Origin of the sequence: Comamonas thiooxydans (assembly GCF_002157685.2) — a bacterium.
In the GTDB taxonomy this organism is placed as follows: domain Bacteria; phylum Pseudomonadota; class Gammaproteobacteria; order Burkholderiales; family Burkholderiaceae_C; genus Comamonas; species Comamonas testosteroni_H.
Genome location: NZ_AP026738.1, coordinates 399925 through 418368 on the forward strand (window position 1 = coordinate 399925; position 18444 = coordinate 418368).

Genomic DNA, 18444 nt, shown 5'->3' on the forward strand with positions numbered 1-18444 from the left:
CCGGCTTCTACAATCGCTCCATGCATTGGCGCGCGCACCCTCCTCGGCACCAACCGGCAGCCCTTCTGGCGCGCTGGGTGCTGGGTGCGTGGTTCTGCGTGCTGCTGGTCAGCATGCTCACGCCCTGGGCGCGCGCCACGCCGCCTGCCGGCTGGGAGGCTGTGTGCACGGCCAGCGGCAGCACACACTGGGTGCCCAGCCCCGCCAGCGACGATGCCGCCACCCCACATGGACTGGATTGCGCGCTGTGCCTGCCGCTGCTGGCGCCGCCGCCAGCGCGGCAGCCAGATCCGGGCAGTCACCGCGCCGTTCTCGATGCCCGGCCCTGGGCCGATGTCGCTCACAGAGCTTTTGTCTCCACCCTGCCGCCCGTACGCGCGCCGCCCTTTGAAACTCTGAAAAACATAGCAGAGGGCGCTTGATGGTCAAGCGCTTCAGATCGATTTGAGATTGACACGACTTATGCAGATCAGGCTCAGGCAAGGGCTTGGTGTCAAGGAGGCCATCCTGATGCCCCCTTGTTTGCGTAAGTCCAGACTGAATTTGAATGGAGATGGTTTCATGAATATGCGTCGTTTTGCCGTGATGGTTCTGGGTTCGATGGTCGCTTCGTTGCTGGTTTCGGGTGTGGCCTGGGCCCATGCCGATGCGGCCCATGTCAAGGTGGAAAATGCCTGGGCCCGCGCCAGCGTGGCAGGTCAGCAGGCCTCGGGGGCCTTTATGCGCCTGACGGCCCAGGAGCCGCTCAAGCTTGTGGGCGTGGAAACCACGGCAGCCGCCGTGGCCGAGGTGCACGAGATGAAGATGGAGGGCGATGTGATGCGCATGCGCGCCATCGAGGCCCTGGATCTGCCTCAGGGCGTGGCCGTGGATCTCAAGCCCGGCGGCTATCACCTGATGCTGCAGCAGCTCAAGGCCCCGCTGGTCAAGGACAGCCAGGTGCCCGTGACCCTGGTGTTCAAGGATGCCAAGGGCGCAGTGTCGCGCCTGAGCCTGCAACTGCCGGTGCGCGTGGCTGCCCCTGCGGCGGCTGGTGCCGGGCACCAGCACATGGGTCATGGTGCGCATCAGCATTGATGACTTGAGCCAGGCCTGCTGCCTGCTCCCTTGTTTGCAGCAAACATCGCAAGTGCAGTAAGCTAGTTCCGCGTCCGGTCCCGTCCGGATGCGGATTCTGGTATCCATCCCTGCAGTGGAGAGCACTATGAGCGGCGACGCATCGGCATTTGGTTTCGGCAAGTTCATTCCCGGCTTTGATTTTCTGCAGGGGCTGGCGCAAAGCGCTGGCGCTGCGGCCAATCCCATGGGCCGCGTGCCGCAATGGGTGGCTCCCACCGTGAGCGTGGAAGAGGTGGACAAGCGCATTGCCGAGCTGAAAGCCGTGCAGTTCTGGCTGGAGCAAAACAGCCGTGCCCTGGCTGCCACCATCCAGGCGCTGGAAGTGCAGCGCATGACGCTGTCCACGCTCAAGGACATGAATGTCAGCATGAGCGAGCTGGCCAAGTCCTTTCCTTTCCCCGGTGCAGCGCCGGCCGAGCCCGCTGCGACTGGCAATACCGGCTGGCCCATGGGAGGTGCCACGGCCAGGACGGCCGCCGCAGAACCATCAGCGGCGCCAGAGCCCGAACCCGAGCCCGCAACGACCGAGACGGATGCCAAGGCTCAGGCAGAGCCGCCTTCTCAGGCTGCCTTGAGCCAGGCCATGCAATGGTGGGGAGCGCTGACCCAGCAGTTCCAGCAGATTGCAGCCAAGGCCATGGCAGAGCCCGTGCCGCCCGAGACCCTGGCGGCCGCCCAGCGCGCCACGGAGATGGCCAGCGGCTTTGCCAAGTCCACCATGGAAAAGGTGATGGCGCAGGCTGGCGGCTTTGGCGCTGCAGCCGCAGCGAAAAGTGCGGCAAAGAGTGCTGCGGCCGCCGAGCCCAGGCCTGCACCCAAGGCGGCGACCAAGACCGGTCAACCCAAAACGGCAGCGAGCAAGACCGCAGCCGCTAAAAAAACGGCTGCCAAGCAGCCTGCCGCCAAAAAGACAGCAGCCAAAACCTCTGCTACCTCGCGCAAGCCCTGAGCAATCCCTTCCCGCTAAGGTGGAAAATCGTGGTTGCAAGGCATCCACGCTCCAGCAAGAACAGGAGGGCTTATGTCACTGTTTCCCGTCGCTCATGCCAGCCATGAAGACTGGCGCGCTGCGACTGAGCAAGTCGTGCTGCAGCTGCGTGGGCAGTTGCTGCGCCAGTCACTGCAGCCGCACCGGCTGGGTCTGGTCTATATCGCGCAGGGGCTGGTGCCCCATGCGCAGCCCCTGTTGGCGCTGCTGGCGCGCGAGTTGCCCCAGGTCACCGACTGGGTGGGCAGCTCCGGCCACGCCGTATTGGCCATGGAGCACGAGTATTCCGAAAGCTCCTCGCTGGCGGTCATGTTGCTGGACCTGCCAGCCGCCCATTACCGCGTCTACTCCGGCGTGGCACCGCTGGCGCAAAGCGGCGCCGAAGCAGGATTCGAGGCGCATTCGGCCCTGGTGCACTCCAGCATCGATCAGCCAGATCTCGCTGAGCTGCTGCTGGAGTTGTCCGAGCGCATCAGCTCTGGAAATCTGTTCGGGGCGCTCAGCAGCGAGCAGGGCGTGCAGTTCGCCTGCCGTGCCGAAGACCTGCCCCGGCTGAGGGCGCAGGCCAGCGTCGGCATTTTTCATGCCGGCTTTTCCGGCGTGGCCTTCGATGCCGACGTAGCCTGTATTTCAAGGCTGGCCCAGGGTTGCGCGCCTTTGGGCGCGGGGCTCGAAATTACCGAGGCCAGAGGCCCGGTGGTGCTGGAGCTCGAAGGCGAGCCCGCCTTGCCTCGGCTGCTGCAGATGCTGGATGTGGAAGCCAGTCCCAGCGCCGGCGGCGGCTGGCAGGCTGCGCTGTCCCAGCTGCGAAAGACCCAGGCGGCGATTGCACCGCTGGGCCGGGGCCTGGAGCGCGGTGCGCTGACCGACGAGGCCCAGGTGCTGCATATCGTGGGGCTGGACCCGGTGCGCCAGGGCATTGCGCTGTCGTCCCCCGTGGAGGCCGAGCACACGGTGATCTTCTGTCAGCGCCAGAGCAGTGCGGCCCGCCATGAGCTGATGCAGATGGGCGCGGCCCTCAAGGATGCGCTGCAGCCCGACTTTGCCGATGCCGGCCCCGAAACCATGGTCGAAGCGGCCGTGCCCCAGCATATACGCGGAGCCATCTATGTGAGCAGCAAAGGGCGGGGCAGCGAGCTGTTTGGCGGCGCCGATGCCGAGCTCAAGCTGTTGCGCCATGCGCTGGGACCGGTGCCTCTGATCGGCCTGGTGGCCGAGGCTCAGCTGATGGATGCGCATGTGCATCAGCTGGCTGGCGTGCTGACGGTGTTTACCGGCAAATAGCTTGAAATTTGATAGCTTCTAGCGCTTGATTCAAATGGTTTTCAAACTCAATTGACTCTGAAGTCATGAATTAACCAGCGTAAGCAGCTATCAAAAAAGAAAGCCGCCCCAAAAACTGGCGCGGCCTGAAATCAGCGATGCCGAGCAAGAGCCGCGTCGCGGCGATGGCATCGTCCCCCTCCGCGAAGCAGAGAGGGGGAAGCGGCGGAGCCGCTCAGGGGGTCGAATACAGTTCCACGCCCAGGTTCAGCATCAGGCGATTGGCCCAGCCGAACAGGGCGGCCGAGTGCAGCATGTCCAGAATTTCCAGATCGGACAGACCGGCATCGCGCAGCGGCTGCAGATGCTGCGGGCCAAAGCTGCCCGGCGTGCGCGTCAGTGCCAGCGACGCCTGGATGATGGCGCGCTCGCGGGCATTGGTGCCGGCGGTGTCGGGCTCGTCAAACAGCTGGGCCATCACATCGTTGCGCTTGGCCAGCTGCTCGAAGCGCTGAGCGTGCACCGATGCGCAGTACACGCAGCCGTTGGAGCGAGAGACGGCAGTGGCCGCCACTTCGCGCTCGGCGCGGGACAGGCCGCCGGGCGCATACATGATGGCGTTGAAGGCCTGGGAGCGCTCCAGCAGCACCTGGGGCTGGCGGGCCAGCAGCAGGTAGAAGTCCATGCTCTTGGCCTTGGGGTGGCTGACTTCCAGCACATGCTGCTGCTCGGCCGTGGCGGTGCCGGGGTCCAGCACCTGCAGCCAGGCCTTCCAGTCCAGCGTCTCGCTGGTGAAGCCGTTGCGGCGCAGCGGCTCGCCGGGCGGCGGCAGGTTGGCAGGGTGGACAAAGGGGGCAGCATCGGCAGGCTGGGCGGCAGGCGCTTCGGTCACGCCGCCCAGATCGCCCATGGCCTTGACGCCCGCCAGCAGGCGGGCCTGATAGGCCACAAAGCCGATCAGCTGGGCCAGCAGCACGGTGTCGTTGAGCGACAGGCCGGCGGCCGGAATGGCCAGCAAGGCCTGTTGGTCGCTTTCCGCAGGGTTGAGCGCCAAGGTGCGCACAAAGTGCAGCATGGCATCCATGCGCTCATTGCCGGTCTGGGCGCCAGCGTTGTCCAGAATGCTGCGCAGCTCGGCGGTCATCCCGACGCCCAGCGCTTCGGCCCGGGCGCGGTATTCGGCCTCCAGCATGCTCACGCCGCTGACGCGGGCCTGCTCGGCGGCCAGCACCAGGCGCTCGGCCTGGGTCAGCGCGCTGTCGAGTTGATTGCCCAGCAGCAGGTCTTCGCAGGCCTGGGTGGCCAGAGCGACTTTCTCACGCTCGTGACGGGTGGTGAATGTGGGGCTGTCGCTGCCAATGCCTGCCAGGCGGTCGATGGTGTCGAGGGTGATATCTGTCATGTGCGTCTCTTATTGTTGAAGTTGGCGAATGCGCGCGGCGCTGTCGGCGGCGGTCCATTCCGTGCCGTCCAGCTCGGGCTCGGCATAGGCCTGCAGCTTGGCAAAGTGCTGCTCGATATCGTCGCGGTAGAACAGCGAAGCCAGACCTTGCGCGAGCTTGCGCGCGCCATCGCTGATGGCGGGAATATCGCCCGACACCGTGCCGTGCGAGAGCGCAGCGGGGTAGCAGAAGCAGTGGATATGGTCGAGGCCGGGCAGATCGCCAGCCGTCTTCTCCTGGAACTCGAACAGCGCGCCCAGGTCGGGCGATGCGCTCAGTTCGGCATCTTCGTCCCCGGCTTCGGGCGTGAAGCGGCTGTTCCACAGCTTCACATGCGGCGCGATGTCGGCAAACTCGGGACGCAGGCTCCAGTCAATGGCAAAGCCGGTGGAGATGATCAGAAAGTCCAGCACGAACAAGCCGGCCGAGGTCTGCACCTGCAGCTTGTCGCCCGCTTTCTCCACGGCCTGCACGGCGCAGCCCAGGTTGAAGAAGGCGTTGTTATGGCGCGAGACGCGCAGCGTGCTGCCATGCGGCGGCGGCACCTGCTGGGCGTTGATGTAGTGGCGGATGCGCCATTTCCATTCGTCGGGCAGCAGGTACTGGCCGTGGGTCAGGCCCGGAACGCCCGAGCCCTTGGACTTGTTGATCAGCGGCAGCTGGCTGCGGCGAATCAGCATATCGACGCTGGCTGCGCCGCTCTCCAGCGCGGTGGCGGCACTGTCCATGGCCGAGGCGCCGGCACCTACCACGCCCACGTGCTTGCCGGCCAGCGTGGCGTAGTCCATGGCGTAGGAGGAATGCGCCCAGAATTTCCTGTCCACGCCCCGCATGAAGGCGGGAACCGTGGCGCCGCCCAGACCGTCGCGGCCCGTGGCCAGCACCAGGCGGCGGGTCTGCCAGGTGGCGGTCACGCCATTGGCCTTGACATCGACTTCCACCACGCCATCGGCCTGCGGGCGCACGGCAACGACTTCGTGGCCGTTGCGCACATCGGCGTTGGTCACGCGGCGGTACCAGCGCAGATAGTCCATCCACTGCAGGCGCGGGATCTTGTCCAGCGCCGTCCAGGCATCCAGACCGAACTGGGCGATGAACCAGGCGCGAAAGGACAGGGCTGCAACCCCCATGGCGGGGCCGGTCAGCTCCTTGGGCGAGCGCAGGGTTTCCATGCGCGCCGTGGTGGCCCATGGGCCTTCGAAGTCCGGCGCGGACCTGTCCAGCAGCACGGGCTTGATGCCGACCTGCTGCAGCGCCATGCTGAGCGCGAGACCGGCCTGGCCGGCGCCGATGACGAGCACGTCATGCACCGGCAGTCCCTTGCGCGTGGAGGGGGGAATCCAGGCCTTGGCAGGCCAGCCCAGAGTGACGAAGTCGTCACGCAGGCGTTCTTCCAGCGTTGCCAGCCCCGATGTGGCGGCTGTCGTAGAAGGTGAAATTGACATAGCTAAAACCCAAAAGCGCCTGAGGCTTGAGCCGCAGACGCATCAAACAAACACCGATAACTTAACACTGCTTGAACTCGAAGCAGGACCAAGTGAGAGACACCGAGGGAGGGCCTGGGCGGCCCCGCCGCCCCGCACCGAGGGTGTCGTTCCTCTCCCTTGGCGCGCAGTGCGTAGAAAGAGTGGGAGCGGCAGGGCCGCTCAGGGGGTGTTAGTCAATACTTATCTTGGCATCCTTGACCACCTTGGCCCATTTGATGCGATCTTCATGCACGGTCTTCTTGAATTGCTCGGGTGTCTCTTCGCGGATGGTGTTGCCCTGGGAGACAAAGCGCTCGCGCACCTCGGGCTGCTTGAGCACGTCGTTGACCGCCAGGTTGAGCTTCTTGATGATCACCGGGTCCGTGCCCTTGGGCGCGAAGATGCCGAACCAGATGGAGCTGTTGAAGCCCTTGGTACCCGGCAGGCCGCTGGCGGCAATGGTGGGCACTTCCTTGACGGCTTCCACGGGCTTGGCCGTGGTCACGCCCAGCAGGCGCACCTTGCCGGCCTTGTAGTGGCTCAGCACGGTCTGCACCTGGTTCATGATGCAGCAGGTCTCGCCGCGCAGCACCGAGGTGATGGCTTCGGGGCCGCCCTTGTAGGGCACATGCACCATGTCCAGGCCCAGACGCGAGTTGAACTCGGCAAACGCCATATGGGTGCCCGCGCCATTGCCGGTGGAGGCGTAGTTGTACTTGCCGGGATGGGCCTTGACCTCGTCGACGAACTCCTTGAGGTTCTTGACGTTGATCACATTGGGATTGATGGTCAGCACATTGGCCACGTCCACCAGCGGTGCCACGGGTACGAAGTCGGCCTCCACGTCGAACGGCAGTTTCTTGTACAGGGCGGCATTGCTGCCATGGGTGGCGGCGGTGCCGAAGTAGATGGTGTAGCCATCGGGCTTGGCGCGGGCCACGAACTCGCTGCCGATATTGCCGGCGGCGCCGCTCTTGTAGTCAATGATCACGGGCTGGCCCAGGATCTTGCCCAGCGGCTCCTGTGCCACGCGGCCGATCACGTCCACACCCGAGCCGGCGTTAAAGCCCATGATCATGGTGATGGGCTGGTGCGGGTAGCTGGCGGCGCCGGGATCGGCGGCCTGGCTGGCCAAGGGGAACAGGGCGGCGGCCGCCGTTGTGGCAACAAGACCGGAGATGAAACGGGGCAGCAAACGCATGATGGGACTTGTCCAGAGGAACCTTGAATGCCGTGAATTGTGTCCGTAATTTAATGATTTGCTTCTATATGCTTATGCAGCATTAAGCTTGTGGGGTTAATGCAAAAAAGCCCAGGTCTCTTGCGAGACATGGGCTGAAATCCGCTGGAAAGTGATGACTCGGAGGGCCAGCGGAGGGAGCGATCAAGGCTTAAAGCGTCAACAGGCTTTTAGCGACGATAGGGGTTGTGGGGGTTGCGGTCATGGCGGTTGGGCACGCCGTCACCATCCCGGTCCCAGCGACTGGCGCGGTAGTCCCAGCGGTTGCCGTGCTGCACCCAGGCGGGCTGGCGGTACACATAGCCGGGGCGGTTCTGCACCCAGTGGCCGGCGTGCCAGACATGGCGGTGGCCGCGCGGCTCCCAGTAACCTGGAGCCCAGACGTAGCCACGGCGCGGAGCGGGCACGGCTTCATAGCGGACCGGGGGCGGTGCGTTGAACTGCACGTTCACATAGGCGCCCTGGCTGGCACCCGCCCAGTAAGCGTTTTGGGCCTGTGCACTACCGGCAAAGCCCATCAGGGCGAATGCGCCTGCGGCAGCGACGGTGTGGATGGTGTTGCGGATTGTCAGCATATACGCCTCCTTCATGGGTAGCGGGCTGTCTGTAGGTTCAGGCATCCCTTGGGCTCCATGTTGGAAGGCCAGCGTCAACCGTGGGTTGCCGCTGTGCGAAGTCTTGCAATCTTGTGTGTCTGTTTGGTGAAGAGTGTATGAAACAGGCGGCTGACGCAGATGCAACAAGCGCATTTAGCTACATATTTGGGAGTGGAGGTCTAGCGGCGCAAGGCCGCGAAGGCGGGCAGCTCCCATTTGCGCATGCCCAGCACCAGGGTATAGCCCTCGATCTTGTTGGGCCCCAGGCGCTGATCCTGCAGATGCTGCTGTGAAAAGTCCTGACCGATGCGCTGTATGCGCTCCACGAAGCTGGGGGCCAGGCTGGGGGCGATGGAGCCATGCACCAGCAGCATGGTCTCGTCCTCGCCGGCAAAAGTGCCGCCAAAGTAGTCCAGCACGGCGTTCTCGCGGAAGAAGTCCATCACCGGGCCGTTGGTCTGCCAGCGGAAGGTCTTGGCCAGGCGCAGCTTGTAGCGGTTGCCGGGACGCAGCTCGATGATGCCGATGCGGTCCAGTTGTGCGAGATAGCCGATGCCCTCGGGCTCGCTGATGCGGTAGGTGGCGACGATCTGCTCCAGCGTCCACTGGCTGAGCACGCAGATGGCCGTGAGCAGCAGCTTGCGGTCGGCAACCACGGCAATCTCCTGCTCGCGCGTGATCTGCTGCAGCAGCGGCCGGCTGTCGGCCACATTGCGCGCCAGATCGGCAAAGTCCAGGTGCAGGGCGCGGCAGATCTCGTCGATGCGCGACAGCGGCATGTCGCCCTTGGCCAGCATGCGCTTGACGCTGGATTCGGCCATGCCTATGGCCTGGGCCAGGTCGGCATAGGTCATCTGCGCGGCCTTGAGTTCTTTCTTGATGGCGGTGACGAGATCGGCGGTCGTGCTCATGGTATCGGTTGGTAGTACTGGCAGTGCAGCGATATGGGGCAAGTTTAGAAGATTGATGCTGCTGCTTCGGCAGATTTCCATACTGCGCGGCAATCACACAAGGAAGCGCCATGCAACTGCATACCTCATCGATCACGAACGTGGAAATGACGAACCCCGAGACCTCGGGCACGCTGGAGCAGCGCTTTGCCTTGTTCGGGGGCATGGCCTTGCTGTTCACGCTGGCGCTGCTGATGCCCGGCATGGCCCAGCCCGAGCACTATCACGCATTTGCCGACCGGCGCGGCTGGCTAGGCCTGCCGCATGCAGCCGATGTGTTGAGCAATCTGGGGTTTGTGCTGGCCGGGCTGGTGGGCGGGCTTGCGCTGTGGCGTGCCGACTATCAGAAGCTCAATGGCACGGCACGTGCCCTGTGCGCCCTGTTCTTTGCGGGCCTGCTGTGCTCGGGGGCGGGCTCGGCCTGGTATCACTGGGCGCCGCAGGATTCGAGTCTGGTCTGGGACCGGCTGGGCATGAGCCTGGCTTTCGCCGGCTTGCTGGGCCTGGCGGTGCAGACGCGCATTGACGACATCAGCGCCCGCATCACTGCCGGGGTATTGCTGGTGGCGGCGCCCGTCAGCGTGGCAGTCTGGGCGCAGACCAGCAATGTGCTGCCCTGGGTGCTGGTGCAGGGCGGCGGCATGCTGACTCTCCTGTGGCTGGCCTTTGTGGCGCCGCGTCGTCACGCGCTGCCCGTGGAGCTGGGCTGGGTGATCGGTCTGTACCTCGTGGCCAAGCTGCTGGAGCTGTCGGACGGCGATGTGTTCGATGTGACCGCGCACGCAATCTCCGGCCACAGCCTCAAGCACTGGGTGGCCGCCGCCGCCGCATGGCCTGTGCTGCGCGCCCTGCAGCAGTGGCGCGAGTCGTAATATTCATAGCGGCTGGCGCATGTTCAACAAGCGTCAGCCGCATAAAACCTACAAAAAAATCCGGGCAAGTTGGCACAATGCCAGCAGCGCCACAGGGAGAGATCCATGAATTCCACGCCGACCGTGCACACGGCCGCCGCTGCACAGCAGCATGCCCACCCCAACCAGTTTGCCCTGCTGGGCCAGCGCCGCTTTGCGCCGTTTTTCTGGACGCAGTTTGCCGGTGCGGGCAATGACAATCTCTTCAAGTTCGCCTTCACGGTGATGGTCACCTATCAGCTCAGCGTCTCGTGGCTGCCGCCTTCCATGGCGGGCCTGGTGATCGGTGCGCTGTTCACCCTGCCTTATCTGCTGTTTTCGGCCACTTCGGGCCAGCTGACCGACAAGTGGGACAAGACCCGCATGTTCCGCCTGGTCAAGAATCTCGAGATCGGCATCATGCTGATCGCGGCCTGGGGCTTTATCCAGGCCAATGTGCCGGTGCTGCTGCTGTGCGTGTTCCTCATGGGGCTGCACTCCACGCTGTTCGGTCCCGTCAAGTTCGCCTATCTGCCCCAGGTGCTCAACGACCGCGAACTCACGGGCGGCAACGGCATGGTGGAGATGGGCACTTTTGTCGCCATCCTGCTGGGTCAGGTCGCAGGCGGCCTGCTGATCGCCGTGCCGCAGGTCGGTCATATGCAGGTCGCCATGGCCTGCGTGGCCGTCGCGGTCGTGGGCCGCATCTGCGCGCAGTTCATCCCTCATGCGCCCGCGACCGACCCGGGCCTGGTCATCAACTGGAACCCGTTCACCGAAACCTGGCGCAACCTCCAGCTGGCACGCCAGCAGCCCGTGGTGTTTCGCTCGCTGCTCGGCATCAGCTGGATGTGGTTCTTCGGCGCGGTTTTTCTCTCGCAGTTTCCCAGCTTTGCCAAGGAGGTGCTACATGGCGACGAGCATGTGGCATCGCTGCTGCTGGTGATCTTCTCGGTGGGCATAGGCATTGGCTCGCTGCTGTGCGAAGTGTTCAGCCGTCGCCAGGTGGAGATAGGTCTGGTGCCGCTGGGCGCGATCGGTATGAGCGTGTTTGCGATTGATCTGTTCTTTGCCACGCGCGCGCTGCCGCCGTCCGAGCTGATGGGCGTGAGCGCCTTTTTTGGAGAGGCCAAACACTGGCGCGTGATGCTGGACCTGGGCCTGCTGGCACTGTCGGCGGGCATTTACAGCGTGCCCATGTATGCGCTGATCCAGATGCGCAGCCAGCCCACGCATCGTGCACGCATCATCGCGGCCAACAATATCCTGAACGCGCTGTTCATGATCGCCTCGGCCGTGCTGGCCGGCGCCCTGCTGGCCGCAGGTTGCAGCATTCCCCAGGTGTTTCTGATCACCGGCATTGCCAACGCCATCGTGGCGCTCTATGTGTTCCTGCTGGTGCCCGAATATCTGCTGCGCTTTGTGGCCTGGGTCATCACCCACTTTGTCTACCGCTTCAAGGTGCGTGGCGACGAGCATATTCCGCGCGATGGCGCGGCCGTGCTGGTCTGCAACCATGTGAGCTTTGTCGATGCCATCTTGCTCATGGCGGCCAGCCCGCGTCCCATTCACTTCGTGATGGATCACCGCATCTTCCAGACGCCGGTGCTGGGCTGGCTGTTCAAGCTGGCCAAGGCGATCCCGATCGCGCCGCACAAGGAGGACCCTGCGACCTATGAAGCCGCGTTCGCGCGGGCGGCAGAGGTGCTGCGCGAGGGCGATCTGCTGGCCATCTTCCCCGAGGGAGGCATCACCTCCGACGGCCAGCTGCAGCCGTTCAAGGGCGGGATCATGAAGATTCTCGACCACGCGCGAGACGACGGCCTGCAGGTTCCCGTGATTCCCATGGCGCTGACCAACCTCTGGGGTTCCTACTTCAGCCGCATCGAGTTGCGCGGCGGCAAGAATGTGGCCATGGTCAAGCCGCTGCGCCGCGGCCTGTTCAACCGTGTGGGGCTGGAGGTGGGCGAGCCCGTGGCGGCTGCCGCTGTCACGCCGGCCCTGCTGCAGCAGAACGTGGCGGATTTGCTCCGGCGTTGAGACCGGATGATCAGGGCGCGAGCCGGATATCACCCATGTAGGCGAGTCCTTCGCCATGGGTGTTGTCCGAGTCCGCAGAGACGGTGACGCCGATGATGGTGGGCATGGCCTGGGACTCATCGCCAAAGGCTTGCTGGTAGTCGGAGGACAGATGGCGCTGCTCCGTCACCCACTGGCCTTTGTGTGCATCTCCGCTTTGCAGCACGATGTAACGCATGCGATGCGTGAACGCATTGTGCAGGACCGTGCCCACGGGCTGCTTGTTGTCCCAGACATAGCACAGCGTCTCGGCCGGGATGTCCTCGCCGGTGCTGATCCTGCCCAGGCGCAGCTTGGCGCGCTCGCCAAAGCCCAGCTGCGATTTGTCGAAGTCGAAGGATACGCAGAGCTTGAGTGCCGCATCGTCACCGGCCCTTGTTTTTATATCGGCCTTGTCGATCAGCTGATCCACGCGCCAGCGCCACTGCAGCTGCAGATCAGGCACGGCAGCCTGGTGCAGGGTGTGCACCATATTGCCGTAAGCGTCATGTGTGCTCACGCGCAGCACATGCCCGCCATCCTGGTTCACCACATTGAAGGCCGTCGGGTTCTTGTTGGGCAGGGTGGCAAAGTGCCAGGGCCCGCCCAGTGGGCCCGGCGGCATTTGCGAAAAAGCAGGAATGCCGCTGCCCTGTGCCAGTCCAGGGACAGCCAGGGTGGAGATGACGGTGGCGAGCGCTGCCGCAAGCCAGATCCGCGAAGGCGAAGGTTTGCGCTGGGCAAAGGTCTGGGAGTGAAACCGCATGGATTGCCTGATGATTTTTAAAAGTTGTGGGCGCGGAAATCGGACAGCATGCATACACTGCCACTGGCTCGGGGGCAGCAGCGGACTGAAAGTATCGGGTTGAGATACTGAAAGATCTGCCAAGTGCCGATTTTGACAAAACACAGGGCCAAAGTTTCGGGGGCGTGGATGATTCGTCCGTCGCCGCATGGAAATAGCGGTTCATTTCAACAACCATCGGGAGCCATTTGTGATCAACGTATTGACCTTTATCCGTCCTCTTCGCAACAGCCTGTGCGCCCTGGGCGCGGCCTTTGCCTTGCTGGGCGGCAGCGCAGTCCACGCCCAGAGCGAAGCCTCCCTGGTGTTGTCGGCCCTGCCTGTGGCATCGGTGGTTGCAGCGGCATCGGGTGGCGCTTCGGAGGAAGTCGTGGCAATACCCCTGTTTCTGTCGGCCGCTGGTGCATCCGTGATCGTTGAGGCCGTGGAAAGCAGTGCCACAGGCGTGACCTATGTGCTCAAGAATGTGGCGGATGGCACTTCGGCCGTGGTCAAGGTCTCTGGCCAGGCCGCAGGTGCCCTGTCGGTTGGTGTGGGCACGGTGGTGCAGACCAGCGCCACGGCGGCCGGCGTGATTCTGTCCACTGCAGGCAAGGTGCTGGCCTTCATCCCCAACGAAATCGGCAAGGCGCTGATGCACAACGAGCGTCTGTAATTCAAGAAGCTGGAGGCTCGCATGTTCAAGGAACCAACAAGCGTTGTACAAGCCATGGCGCCTGCTCAACGGGGCGGCATGCCCATTCCCGGCCCTGTGGTGCTGGCGCTGGGCGCCGCGCTGATTGCCTGGGCAGGCTCGGCCCAGGCCGGCCGCAGCTGTGAGGACCGGCCGCTGACCGCCGATGTGATGGTCAAGGGGCTGAACCTGGCTGCGCGTACCGCCAAGGCGCTGGATGCCGAGTTTCAGAAGAACGGCACCCAGGTCGTGCTGCTGGCGCGGCAAGGGCAGGACCTGAGCAAATACGATCTCAAGTATTCGCACTATGGCTGGGCTTACAGAACGCCCGCCGGCCCCTGGCGCGTGGCGCACAAGCTCAACGAGTGCGGCACCGCATCCGGCCATATCTACCGCCAGGGCCTGGGCGAGTTCTTTCTTGACGATATGTGGCGCTACGAAGCCGCCATTCAGATCCCGACACCGGCGGTGCAACAGGCCTTGCTCAAGTTCCTGAGTGCTCCCACGGTGCTGCGCCTGCAAAACGAACCCTACAGCATGGTCAGCTATGTCTGGAGCAGCAAGTACCAGCAGTCGAACCAATGGGCGACCGAGACTCTGGCAGCGGCCATGGAGCCGGCGGCGATTCAGAACCGCGCACAGGCACAGGCCTGGCTACAGTCCAAGGGCTATGAGCCCAGCGCGCTCATCATTCGGGCGTTCTCGCGGCTGGGTGGGCGCATGACGGCTGCCAATATCGCATTTGACGATCATCCGAATGAAAAGCGATTTGCCAGCCGCATCGAGACGGTGACTGTGGACTCCGTGACCCAGTGGTTGCAGCGCACGCAACTCGCATCGGCTGTGCGCACCGTGCAATGAGTTTTGAGCCTTGTTGGCTTCAAGGCCTTGCTGAATATGCGCATTGCGCTACGTTTTTGGAGTAATTGAAAATGAGCAAGTCTCTGCGTTTGCCCGAAAAATGGTTTCGCCGCGGCCTCTGGCTGGTGGCGCTGGTGTTTGCCTTCTTCCTGATCGGTCTGGGTGGGCTGGTGGTTGGCAATCTGCCGCAGCCCGATCGCTCGCTGGAGGTGGAGTCCTTTATTCCGCAGGCCGATGCACAGCGCGTGCAGGCCGAAATCGACCAGGCCCGGAAGACGGCCGGCGTGACCCAGAAGGCTTTGGACAGGGCGCAGCTCAAGTTCGATGCCGAGCGCGCGCGCTATCAGTCGGCGCGCGATACCTTCGACAACTGGGTGGCGACCCGCCGGGCCACGGAGCGTCCGGAGCAGGATGCCGAGCTGGTAGCGCGCAGCAAGGCGCTGGATGCGCTCAAGCAGACCGAAGACATGGCCCGCCAGGAGCGCGAGAAAGAGGCCCAGACCCATCTGGAGGCCAACCAGGCCGTCTCCAACGCCGAGGCCGAGATGAGCAGTCTGCGCGAGCAGGCCTATCCCCAATATGAAGCAGCCATGCGCTCCAGCGAGCTGCGCGTGTTTCTGTTCCGCCTGGCCATCACCTTGCCCCTGCTGGGCGTGGCGGGCTGGCTGTTCGCCAAGAAGCGCAAGAGCACCTGGTGGCCATTTGTCTGGGGCTTTATCTTTTTTGCGCTGTTCGCCTTTTTTGTCGAGCTGGTGCCTTATCTGCCCGACTACGGCGGCTATGTGCGCTACATCGTGGGCATTTTGGTGACGGTATTGCTGGGGCGCTATGCCATTCTGGCGCTCAACCGCTATCTGGAAAAACAGAAGCTGCAGGAGTCCTTGCCCGAAGAGCAGCGCCGTGAGGAACTGAGCTATGACGTGGCGCTGGAGCGTCTGTCCAAGAATGTGTGCCCGGGCTGCGAGCGCCCAGTGGATCTCAAGAACACCGAGATCGACTTCTGCCCCCATTGCGGTATCGGCCTGTTCGACCATTGCGGCAGCTGCAATACCCGCAAGAGCGCGTTCTCACGCTTTTGTCATAGCTGCGGCACTGCGGCTGGCAAGATGCTGCCGCGTCCCGATGCGGCGGTGGCCGCACCGCTCGCATCCGGGTCCGGCGAGCCCGGATGACCTTGGGCCGGGCTATCGGCTTGTCGGGGGCGCAGTGGCGTGTCGCGCTCAGCAAAGCTGTGAACTGACGCGATCGCGCCCGGCGGCCTTGGCCTCATACAAAGCCTGGTCTGCCTGTTGCAGCAGCATGTCCAGGCTTTGATTCGCTTGCAGGCTTGCGGTATGGACCAGGCCAATGCTGACCGTGGCACTCATCGTCTTGTCATCCATGGGCACGCGCAGCTCCCGGATGGCGCGGTTGATGCGCTTGGCGATCTCCTGCGCAGCGCTTGCGTTCACCTTGGGCAGGGCCACGGCGAATTCCTCGCCTCCCATGCGGCCAACGATGTCCTGAGCGCGCAGCACCTGACTCAGGGTCTGGCTGAAGCTGCGCAGCAATTGGTCGCCTCCCGCATGGCCGAAGCTGTCGTTGATCTGTTTGAAATGGTCGAGATCCAGCATCAGAATGGCGAAGGGCTGGCCATCCTGGCGGCAACGCTCCAGTATTCTTTGCCCCTGCTTCATGAAGGCACCGCGTGCCAGCATATCGGTCAGAAAGTCGTGGTTGACGGCATGACTGAGCTTTTGCATCAGCTCGTTGCGCGCCATATGCGATCCTGCCACCGCAAGTGGGCCCAGCACCAGCATGCATAGCCCCACGCGAAATGACAAAGCCTCCAGAAAATGTGCGGGTGTGAATTCAAGCGTGCCCAGTGAAATGAAAATGATGCTGCTCAGGCAAAGTGTTGCCGTGATCAACGTCAGACTGAAGATGCGATAGCTCAGCGCGCACCATATGAGAGCCGGCAGCGAGAACGCCAGCGAGCCGGGACCTTTGATCCAGTAGCTGATGGCTTCCAGCGCAATGACAGACAGCAAAGGCAGGATGCGGCGCAAGGAGGAGGGCTCGCCCAGATGCCCAGTTGGCTGCTTGCGTGTCGGCCAGGCCATGACAATGGGCAAAAACATCATGTAGTTCAGCCATTCGCTGCTCAGCCACATGGAAAAGGCCTGCCAGTGCGGCGTCCCGAAAACGGCGCTCAGCACCGGAGCTCCCAGCAGAGCGGCCGTCAGTGCGCCCAGACCGCTGCCCACAAACAGCAGCAGGGCGGAGGACTGGCGTTGCATGAACAAAGTGGCATGGCGTTGCCTGTGCATCAGCGCCCAGGCCGCGCCCACACCGGCCATATTGGCGATGCTCAGCAGGATTGCCACATCGAGCCGGCTGCCTGTGAGCAGATCGGCTGCGATATAGGCTGCAGAAACCGCCAGCACCGAGCTTGGGCGCAGCCAGTCAGGGTGGTGCAGCAAAAGGCCCAGCAGCAGCGCGTTTGCGGGCCAGATCGCCGAGAGAAATCCCATGGGGCGCCCCAGTATGCCCAGCAAGGCGGCCAGAAACACCAGGCTCCCAAGCCCGAGCGCCGCTGCCCATGTCCTGGGGGCAGCGGTCTGCAGCAGCGGCGTTGGCTTGGGGGCGGAGGCTTCGGTCATGGGAGAGGGGCCGCGAGCGTTTCGTGGAATTTTCTTCAGTGGCTCTTTGCGAATTCGATATCAATCGCCAAAAATGCCTGTTGTTGCCGTCAGATGTTGTGGTTTTAACAAAAACATACAGAAAAACGATTGCTGAAGCGGTTTTGCAGCGCGCAATTGACGATGTTTTTCATTTGACGGACTCCGGGCAAGCCGGATGTCAGCCGCCGAATGAAAAAAGCCAGAGACTCGCTCTGGCTTCTGGGAGGTTCTGCTGCGGCAGACGATGGGTGGCTCAGACCCCGCGTGCGCGGTCGGCCTTGAATTGGGCGCGGAACTGGGCAAAAGTGCCTGCGTCCAGTGCGTTGCGGATTTCCTGCATCAGGTTCAGGTAATAGTGCAGATTGTGGATGGTGGTGAGCATGGGGCCCAGCATCTCGCCGCAGCGGTCCAGGTGGTGCAGATAGGCACGGCTGAAGCCTTCGCGGCCGCCATCGTCCCAGCTCACGCCGCTCTTGCCCGCGCAGGCGTGGCAGGTGCAGGTGGTGTCTATGGGCTGGTGGTCCACCTTGTGACGAGCGTTGCGGATCTTCAGATCGCCGTAGCGCGTGAAGATGGTGCCGTTGCGTGCATTGCGGGTAGGCATCACGCAGTCGAACATGTCGACGCCATCGGCCACGCCTTGCACCAGGTCTTCGGGTGTTCCTACACCCATCAGGTAGCGCGGCTTGTTGGCGGGCAGCAGATGCGGCGTGTGGGCCATGATCTCCAGCATTTCGTCCTTGGGCTCACCCACGGAAACGCCACCCACGGCATAGCCGGGGAAATCGATTTCCAGCAGACCCTGCAGCGATTCCTCGCGCAGATTGGTGTACATGCCGCCTTGCACGATGCCGAACAAGGCATTGGGGTTTTCCAGGCGCTGGAACTCCTCCTTGGAGCGCTTGGCCCAGCGACGGCTCATCTCCATGGACTTGCGCGCTTCGGCTTCGGTGGTCTTCTTGCCGTTGGTTTCGTAGGGCGTGCACTCGTCGAGCTGCATGACGATGTCCGAATTCAGAATCGTCTGGATCTGCATGCTGACCTCGGGCGACATGAACAGCTTGTCGCCGTTCACGGGACTCTGGAAATGCACGCCTTCTTCGGTGATCTTGCGCATCGCACCCAGCGACCAGACCTGGAAGCCCCCCGAGTCGGTCAGTATGGGCTTGTCCCACTTCTCGAAGTCGTGCAGACCGCCAAAGGACTTCATGATGTCCAAGCCTGGACGCATCCACAGATGGAAGGTGTTGCCCAGGATGATCTGTGCGCCCATTTCTTCGAGGCTGCGCGGCATCACGCCCTTGACGGTGCCATAGGTGCCCACGGGCATGAAGATGGGGGTCTGGACCTTGCCGTGGTTAAGCGTCAAGGTGCCACGGCGCGCGTGGCTGGTCGGGTCGGTCTTGAGAAGGTCAAACTGCAGCATAGCC

17 protein-coding genes are annotated in these 18444 nt (G+C 63.4%); 9 read left to right on the forward strand and 8 right to left on the reverse strand.

The window, feature by feature from the left end; genetic code table 11:
- Positions 1-20: 20 nt before the first annotated feature.
- The 4 genes from CTR2_RS01830 (at position 21) to CTR2_RS01845 (ending at position 3391) form a co-directional block, all read left to right on the forward strand.
- Positions 21-422, forward strand: a complete 402-nt coding sequence (locus CTR2_RS01830; protein WP_254913471.1) for a hypothetical protein — start codon at positions 21-23, stop codon at positions 420-422.
- 139 nt (positions 423-561) lie between these two features.
- On the forward strand, positions 562-1077 hold the full coding sequence (locus CTR2_RS01835; RefSeq protein WP_087085340.1) for a copper chaperone PCu(A)C: 516 nt from the start codon (positions 562-564) through the stop codon (positions 1075-1077).
- 127 nt (positions 1078-1204) lie between these two features.
- Complete coding sequence (locus tag CTR2_RS01840; RefSeq protein WP_087085339.1) at positions 1205-2068, forward strand: PhaM family polyhydroxyalkanoate granule multifunctional regulatory protein; 864 nt, start codon at positions 1205-1207, stop codon at positions 2066-2068.
- A 72-nt stretch (positions 2069-2140) separates the two neighbouring features.
- Positions 2141-3391 (forward strand): FIST signal transduction protein, encoded by a 1251-nt coding sequence (locus tag CTR2_RS01845; RefSeq protein ID WP_087085338.1) that lies wholly within the window; start codon positions 2141-2143, stop codon positions 3389-3391.
- Between the two features lie 214 nt (positions 3392-3605).
- Here CTR2_RS01845 and CTR2_RS01850 read toward each other — a convergent pair whose 3' ends face one another.
- From CTR2_RS01850 to CTR2_RS01870, 5 genes are all read right to left on the reverse strand, one after another.
- Positions 3606-4772 (reverse strand): CMD domain-containing protein, encoded by a 1167-nt coding sequence (locus tag CTR2_RS01850; protein WP_087085337.1) that lies wholly within the window; start codon positions 4770-4772, stop codon positions 3606-3608.
- A gap of 9 nt (positions 4773-4781) precedes the next feature.
- A complete protein-coding gene (locus CTR2_RS01855) occupies positions 4782-6257 on the reverse strand; it encodes an NAD(P)-binding domain-containing protein (RefSeq protein ID WP_087085336.1) in 1476 nt (491 codons plus the stop codon).
- 211 nt (positions 6258-6468) lie between these two features.
- Positions 6469-7479: a Bug family tripartite tricarboxylate transporter substrate binding protein gene (locus CTR2_RS01860; RefSeq protein WP_003078079.1), complete on the reverse strand. Its 1011-nt coding sequence runs from the start codon at positions 7477-7479 to the stop codon at positions 6469-6471.
- 209 nt (positions 7480-7688) lie between these two features.
- Entirely contained in the window at positions 7689-8093 is a 405-nt protein-coding gene (locus CTR2_RS01865; protein ID WP_087085754.1) for a YXWGXW repeat-containing protein, read from the reverse strand.
- A 200-nt stretch (positions 8094-8293) separates the two neighbouring features.
- On the reverse strand, positions 8294-9025 hold the full coding sequence (locus tag CTR2_RS01870) for a helix-turn-helix domain-containing protein (RefSeq protein WP_003065639.1): 732 nt from the start codon (positions 9023-9025) through the stop codon (positions 8294-8296).
- Between the two features lie 110 nt (positions 9026-9135).
- On the opposite strand from CTR2_RS01870, the gene CTR2_RS01875 reads away from it, so the two are divergent.
- Together CTR2_RS01875 and CTR2_RS01880 are read left to right on the forward strand one after the other, a co-directional pair.
- The gene (locus CTR2_RS01875) at positions 9136-9936 is read left to right on the forward strand and encodes a hypothetical protein (RefSeq protein WP_087085335.1); all 801 of its coding nucleotides are present in this window, start codon (positions 9136-9138) and stop codon (positions 9934-9936) included.
- 105 nt (positions 9937-10041) lie between these two features.
- Entirely contained in the window at positions 10042-11994 is a 1953-nt protein-coding gene (locus tag CTR2_RS01880) for an MFS transporter (RefSeq protein WP_087085334.1), read from the forward strand.
- Positions 11995-12004: 10 nt separating this feature from the next.
- Here CTR2_RS01880 and CTR2_RS01885 read toward each other — a convergent pair whose 3' ends face one another.
- Positions 12005-12778: a DUF3047 domain-containing protein gene (locus CTR2_RS01885; protein WP_087085333.1), complete on the reverse strand. Its 774-nt coding sequence runs from the start codon at positions 12776-12778 to the stop codon at positions 12005-12007.
- Positions 12779-12965: 187 nt separating this feature from the next.
- On the opposite strand from CTR2_RS01885, the gene CTR2_RS01890 reads away from it, so the two are divergent.
- The 3 genes from CTR2_RS01890 (at position 12966) to CTR2_RS01900 (ending at position 15523) form a co-directional block, all read left to right on the forward strand.
- On the forward strand, positions 12966-13472 hold the full coding sequence (locus CTR2_RS01890) for a hypothetical protein (protein WP_087085332.1): 507 nt from the start codon (positions 12966-12968) through the stop codon (positions 13470-13472).
- Positions 13473-13493: 21 nt separating this feature from the next.
- On the forward strand, positions 13494-14351 hold the full coding sequence (locus CTR2_RS01895; RefSeq protein WP_087085331.1) for a DUF2145 domain-containing protein: 858 nt from the start codon (positions 13494-13496) through the stop codon (positions 14349-14351).
- Positions 14352-14422: 71 nt separating this feature from the next.
- Positions 14423-15523, forward strand: a complete 1101-nt coding sequence (locus CTR2_RS01900; protein ID WP_087085330.1) for a zinc ribbon domain-containing protein — start codon at positions 14423-14425, stop codon at positions 15521-15523.
- A 48-nt stretch (positions 15524-15571) separates the two neighbouring features.
- Here CTR2_RS01900 and CTR2_RS01905 read toward each other — a convergent pair whose 3' ends face one another.
- Together CTR2_RS01905 and tgt are read right to left on the reverse strand one after the other, a co-directional pair.
- Positions 15572-16993 carry a GGDEF domain-containing protein gene (locus CTR2_RS01905; RefSeq protein ID WP_087085329.1) on the reverse strand — a complete coding sequence of 474 codons (1422 nt, stop codon included), beginning with the start codon at positions 16991-16993 and terminating at the stop codon, positions 15572-15574.
- Positions 16994-17267: 274 nt separating this feature from the next.
- A complete protein-coding gene (gene tgt, locus CTR2_RS01910) occupies positions 17268-18440 on the reverse strand; it encodes a tRNA guanosine(34) transglycosylase Tgt (protein ID WP_063665067.1) in 1173 nt (390 codons plus the stop codon).
- Positions 18441-18444: the final 4 nt, after the last annotated feature.

Bases quoted from the DNA above. Each gene is read 5' to 3' on its own strand.
- CTR2_RS01830 (WP_254913471.1), top strand. From the start codon at position 21: ATGCATTGGCGCGCGCACCCTCCTCGGCACCAACCGGCAGCCCTTCTG.
- CTR2_RS01835 (WP_087085340.1), top strand. From the start codon at position 562: ATGAATATGCGTCGTTTTGCCGTGATGGTTCTGGGTTCGATGGTCGCT.
- CTR2_RS01840 (WP_087085339.1), top strand. From the start codon at position 1,205: ATGAGCGGCGACGCATCGGCATTTGGTTTCGGCAAGTTCATTCCCGGC.
- CTR2_RS01845 (WP_087085338.1), top strand. From the start codon at position 2,141: ATGTCACTGTTTCCCGTCGCTCATGCCAGCCATGAAGACTGGCGCGCT.
- CTR2_RS01850 (WP_087085337.1), bottom strand. From the start codon at position 4,772: ATGACAGATATCACCCTCGACACCATCGACCGCCTGGCAGGCATTGGC.
- CTR2_RS01855 (WP_087085336.1), bottom strand. From the start codon at position 6,257: ATGTCAATTTCACCTTCTACGACAGCCGCCACATCGGGGCTGGCAACG.
- CTR2_RS01860 (WP_003078079.1), bottom strand. From the start codon at position 7,479: ATGCGTTTGCTGCCCCGTTTCATCTCCGGTCTTGTTGCCACAACGGCG.
- CTR2_RS01865 (WP_087085754.1), bottom strand. From the start codon at position 8,093: ATGCTGACAATCCGCAACACCATCCACACCGTCGCTGCCGCAGGCGCA.
- CTR2_RS01870 (WP_003065639.1), bottom strand. From the start codon at position 9,025: ATGAGCACGACCGCCGATCTCGTCACCGCCATCAAGAAAGAACTCAAG.
- CTR2_RS01875 (WP_087085335.1), top strand. From the start codon at position 9,136: ATGCAACTGCATACCTCATCGATCACGAACGTGGAAATGACGAACCCC.
- CTR2_RS01880 (WP_087085334.1), top strand. From the start codon at position 10,042: ATGAATTCCACGCCGACCGTGCACACGGCCGCCGCTGCACAGCAGCAT.
- CTR2_RS01885 (WP_087085333.1), bottom strand. From the start codon at position 12,778: ATGCGGTTTCACTCCCAGACCTTTGCCCAGCGCAAACCTTCGCCTTCG.
- CTR2_RS01890 (WP_087085332.1), top strand. From the start codon at position 12,966: ATGGAAATAGCGGTTCATTTCAACAACCATCGGGAGCCATTTGTGATC.
- CTR2_RS01895 (WP_087085331.1), top strand. From the start codon at position 13,494: ATGTTCAAGGAACCAACAAGCGTTGTACAAGCCATGGCGCCTGCTCAA.
- CTR2_RS01900 (WP_087085330.1), top strand. From the start codon at position 14,423: ATGAGCAAGTCTCTGCGTTTGCCCGAAAAATGGTTTCGCCGCGGCCTC.
- CTR2_RS01905 (WP_087085329.1), bottom strand. From the start codon at position 16,993: ATGACCGAAGCCTCCGCCCCCAAGCCAACGCCGCTGCTGCAGACCGCT.
- tgt (WP_063665067.1), bottom strand. From the start codon at position 18,440: ATGCTGCAGTTTGACCTTCTCAAGACCGACCCGACCAGCCACGCGCGC.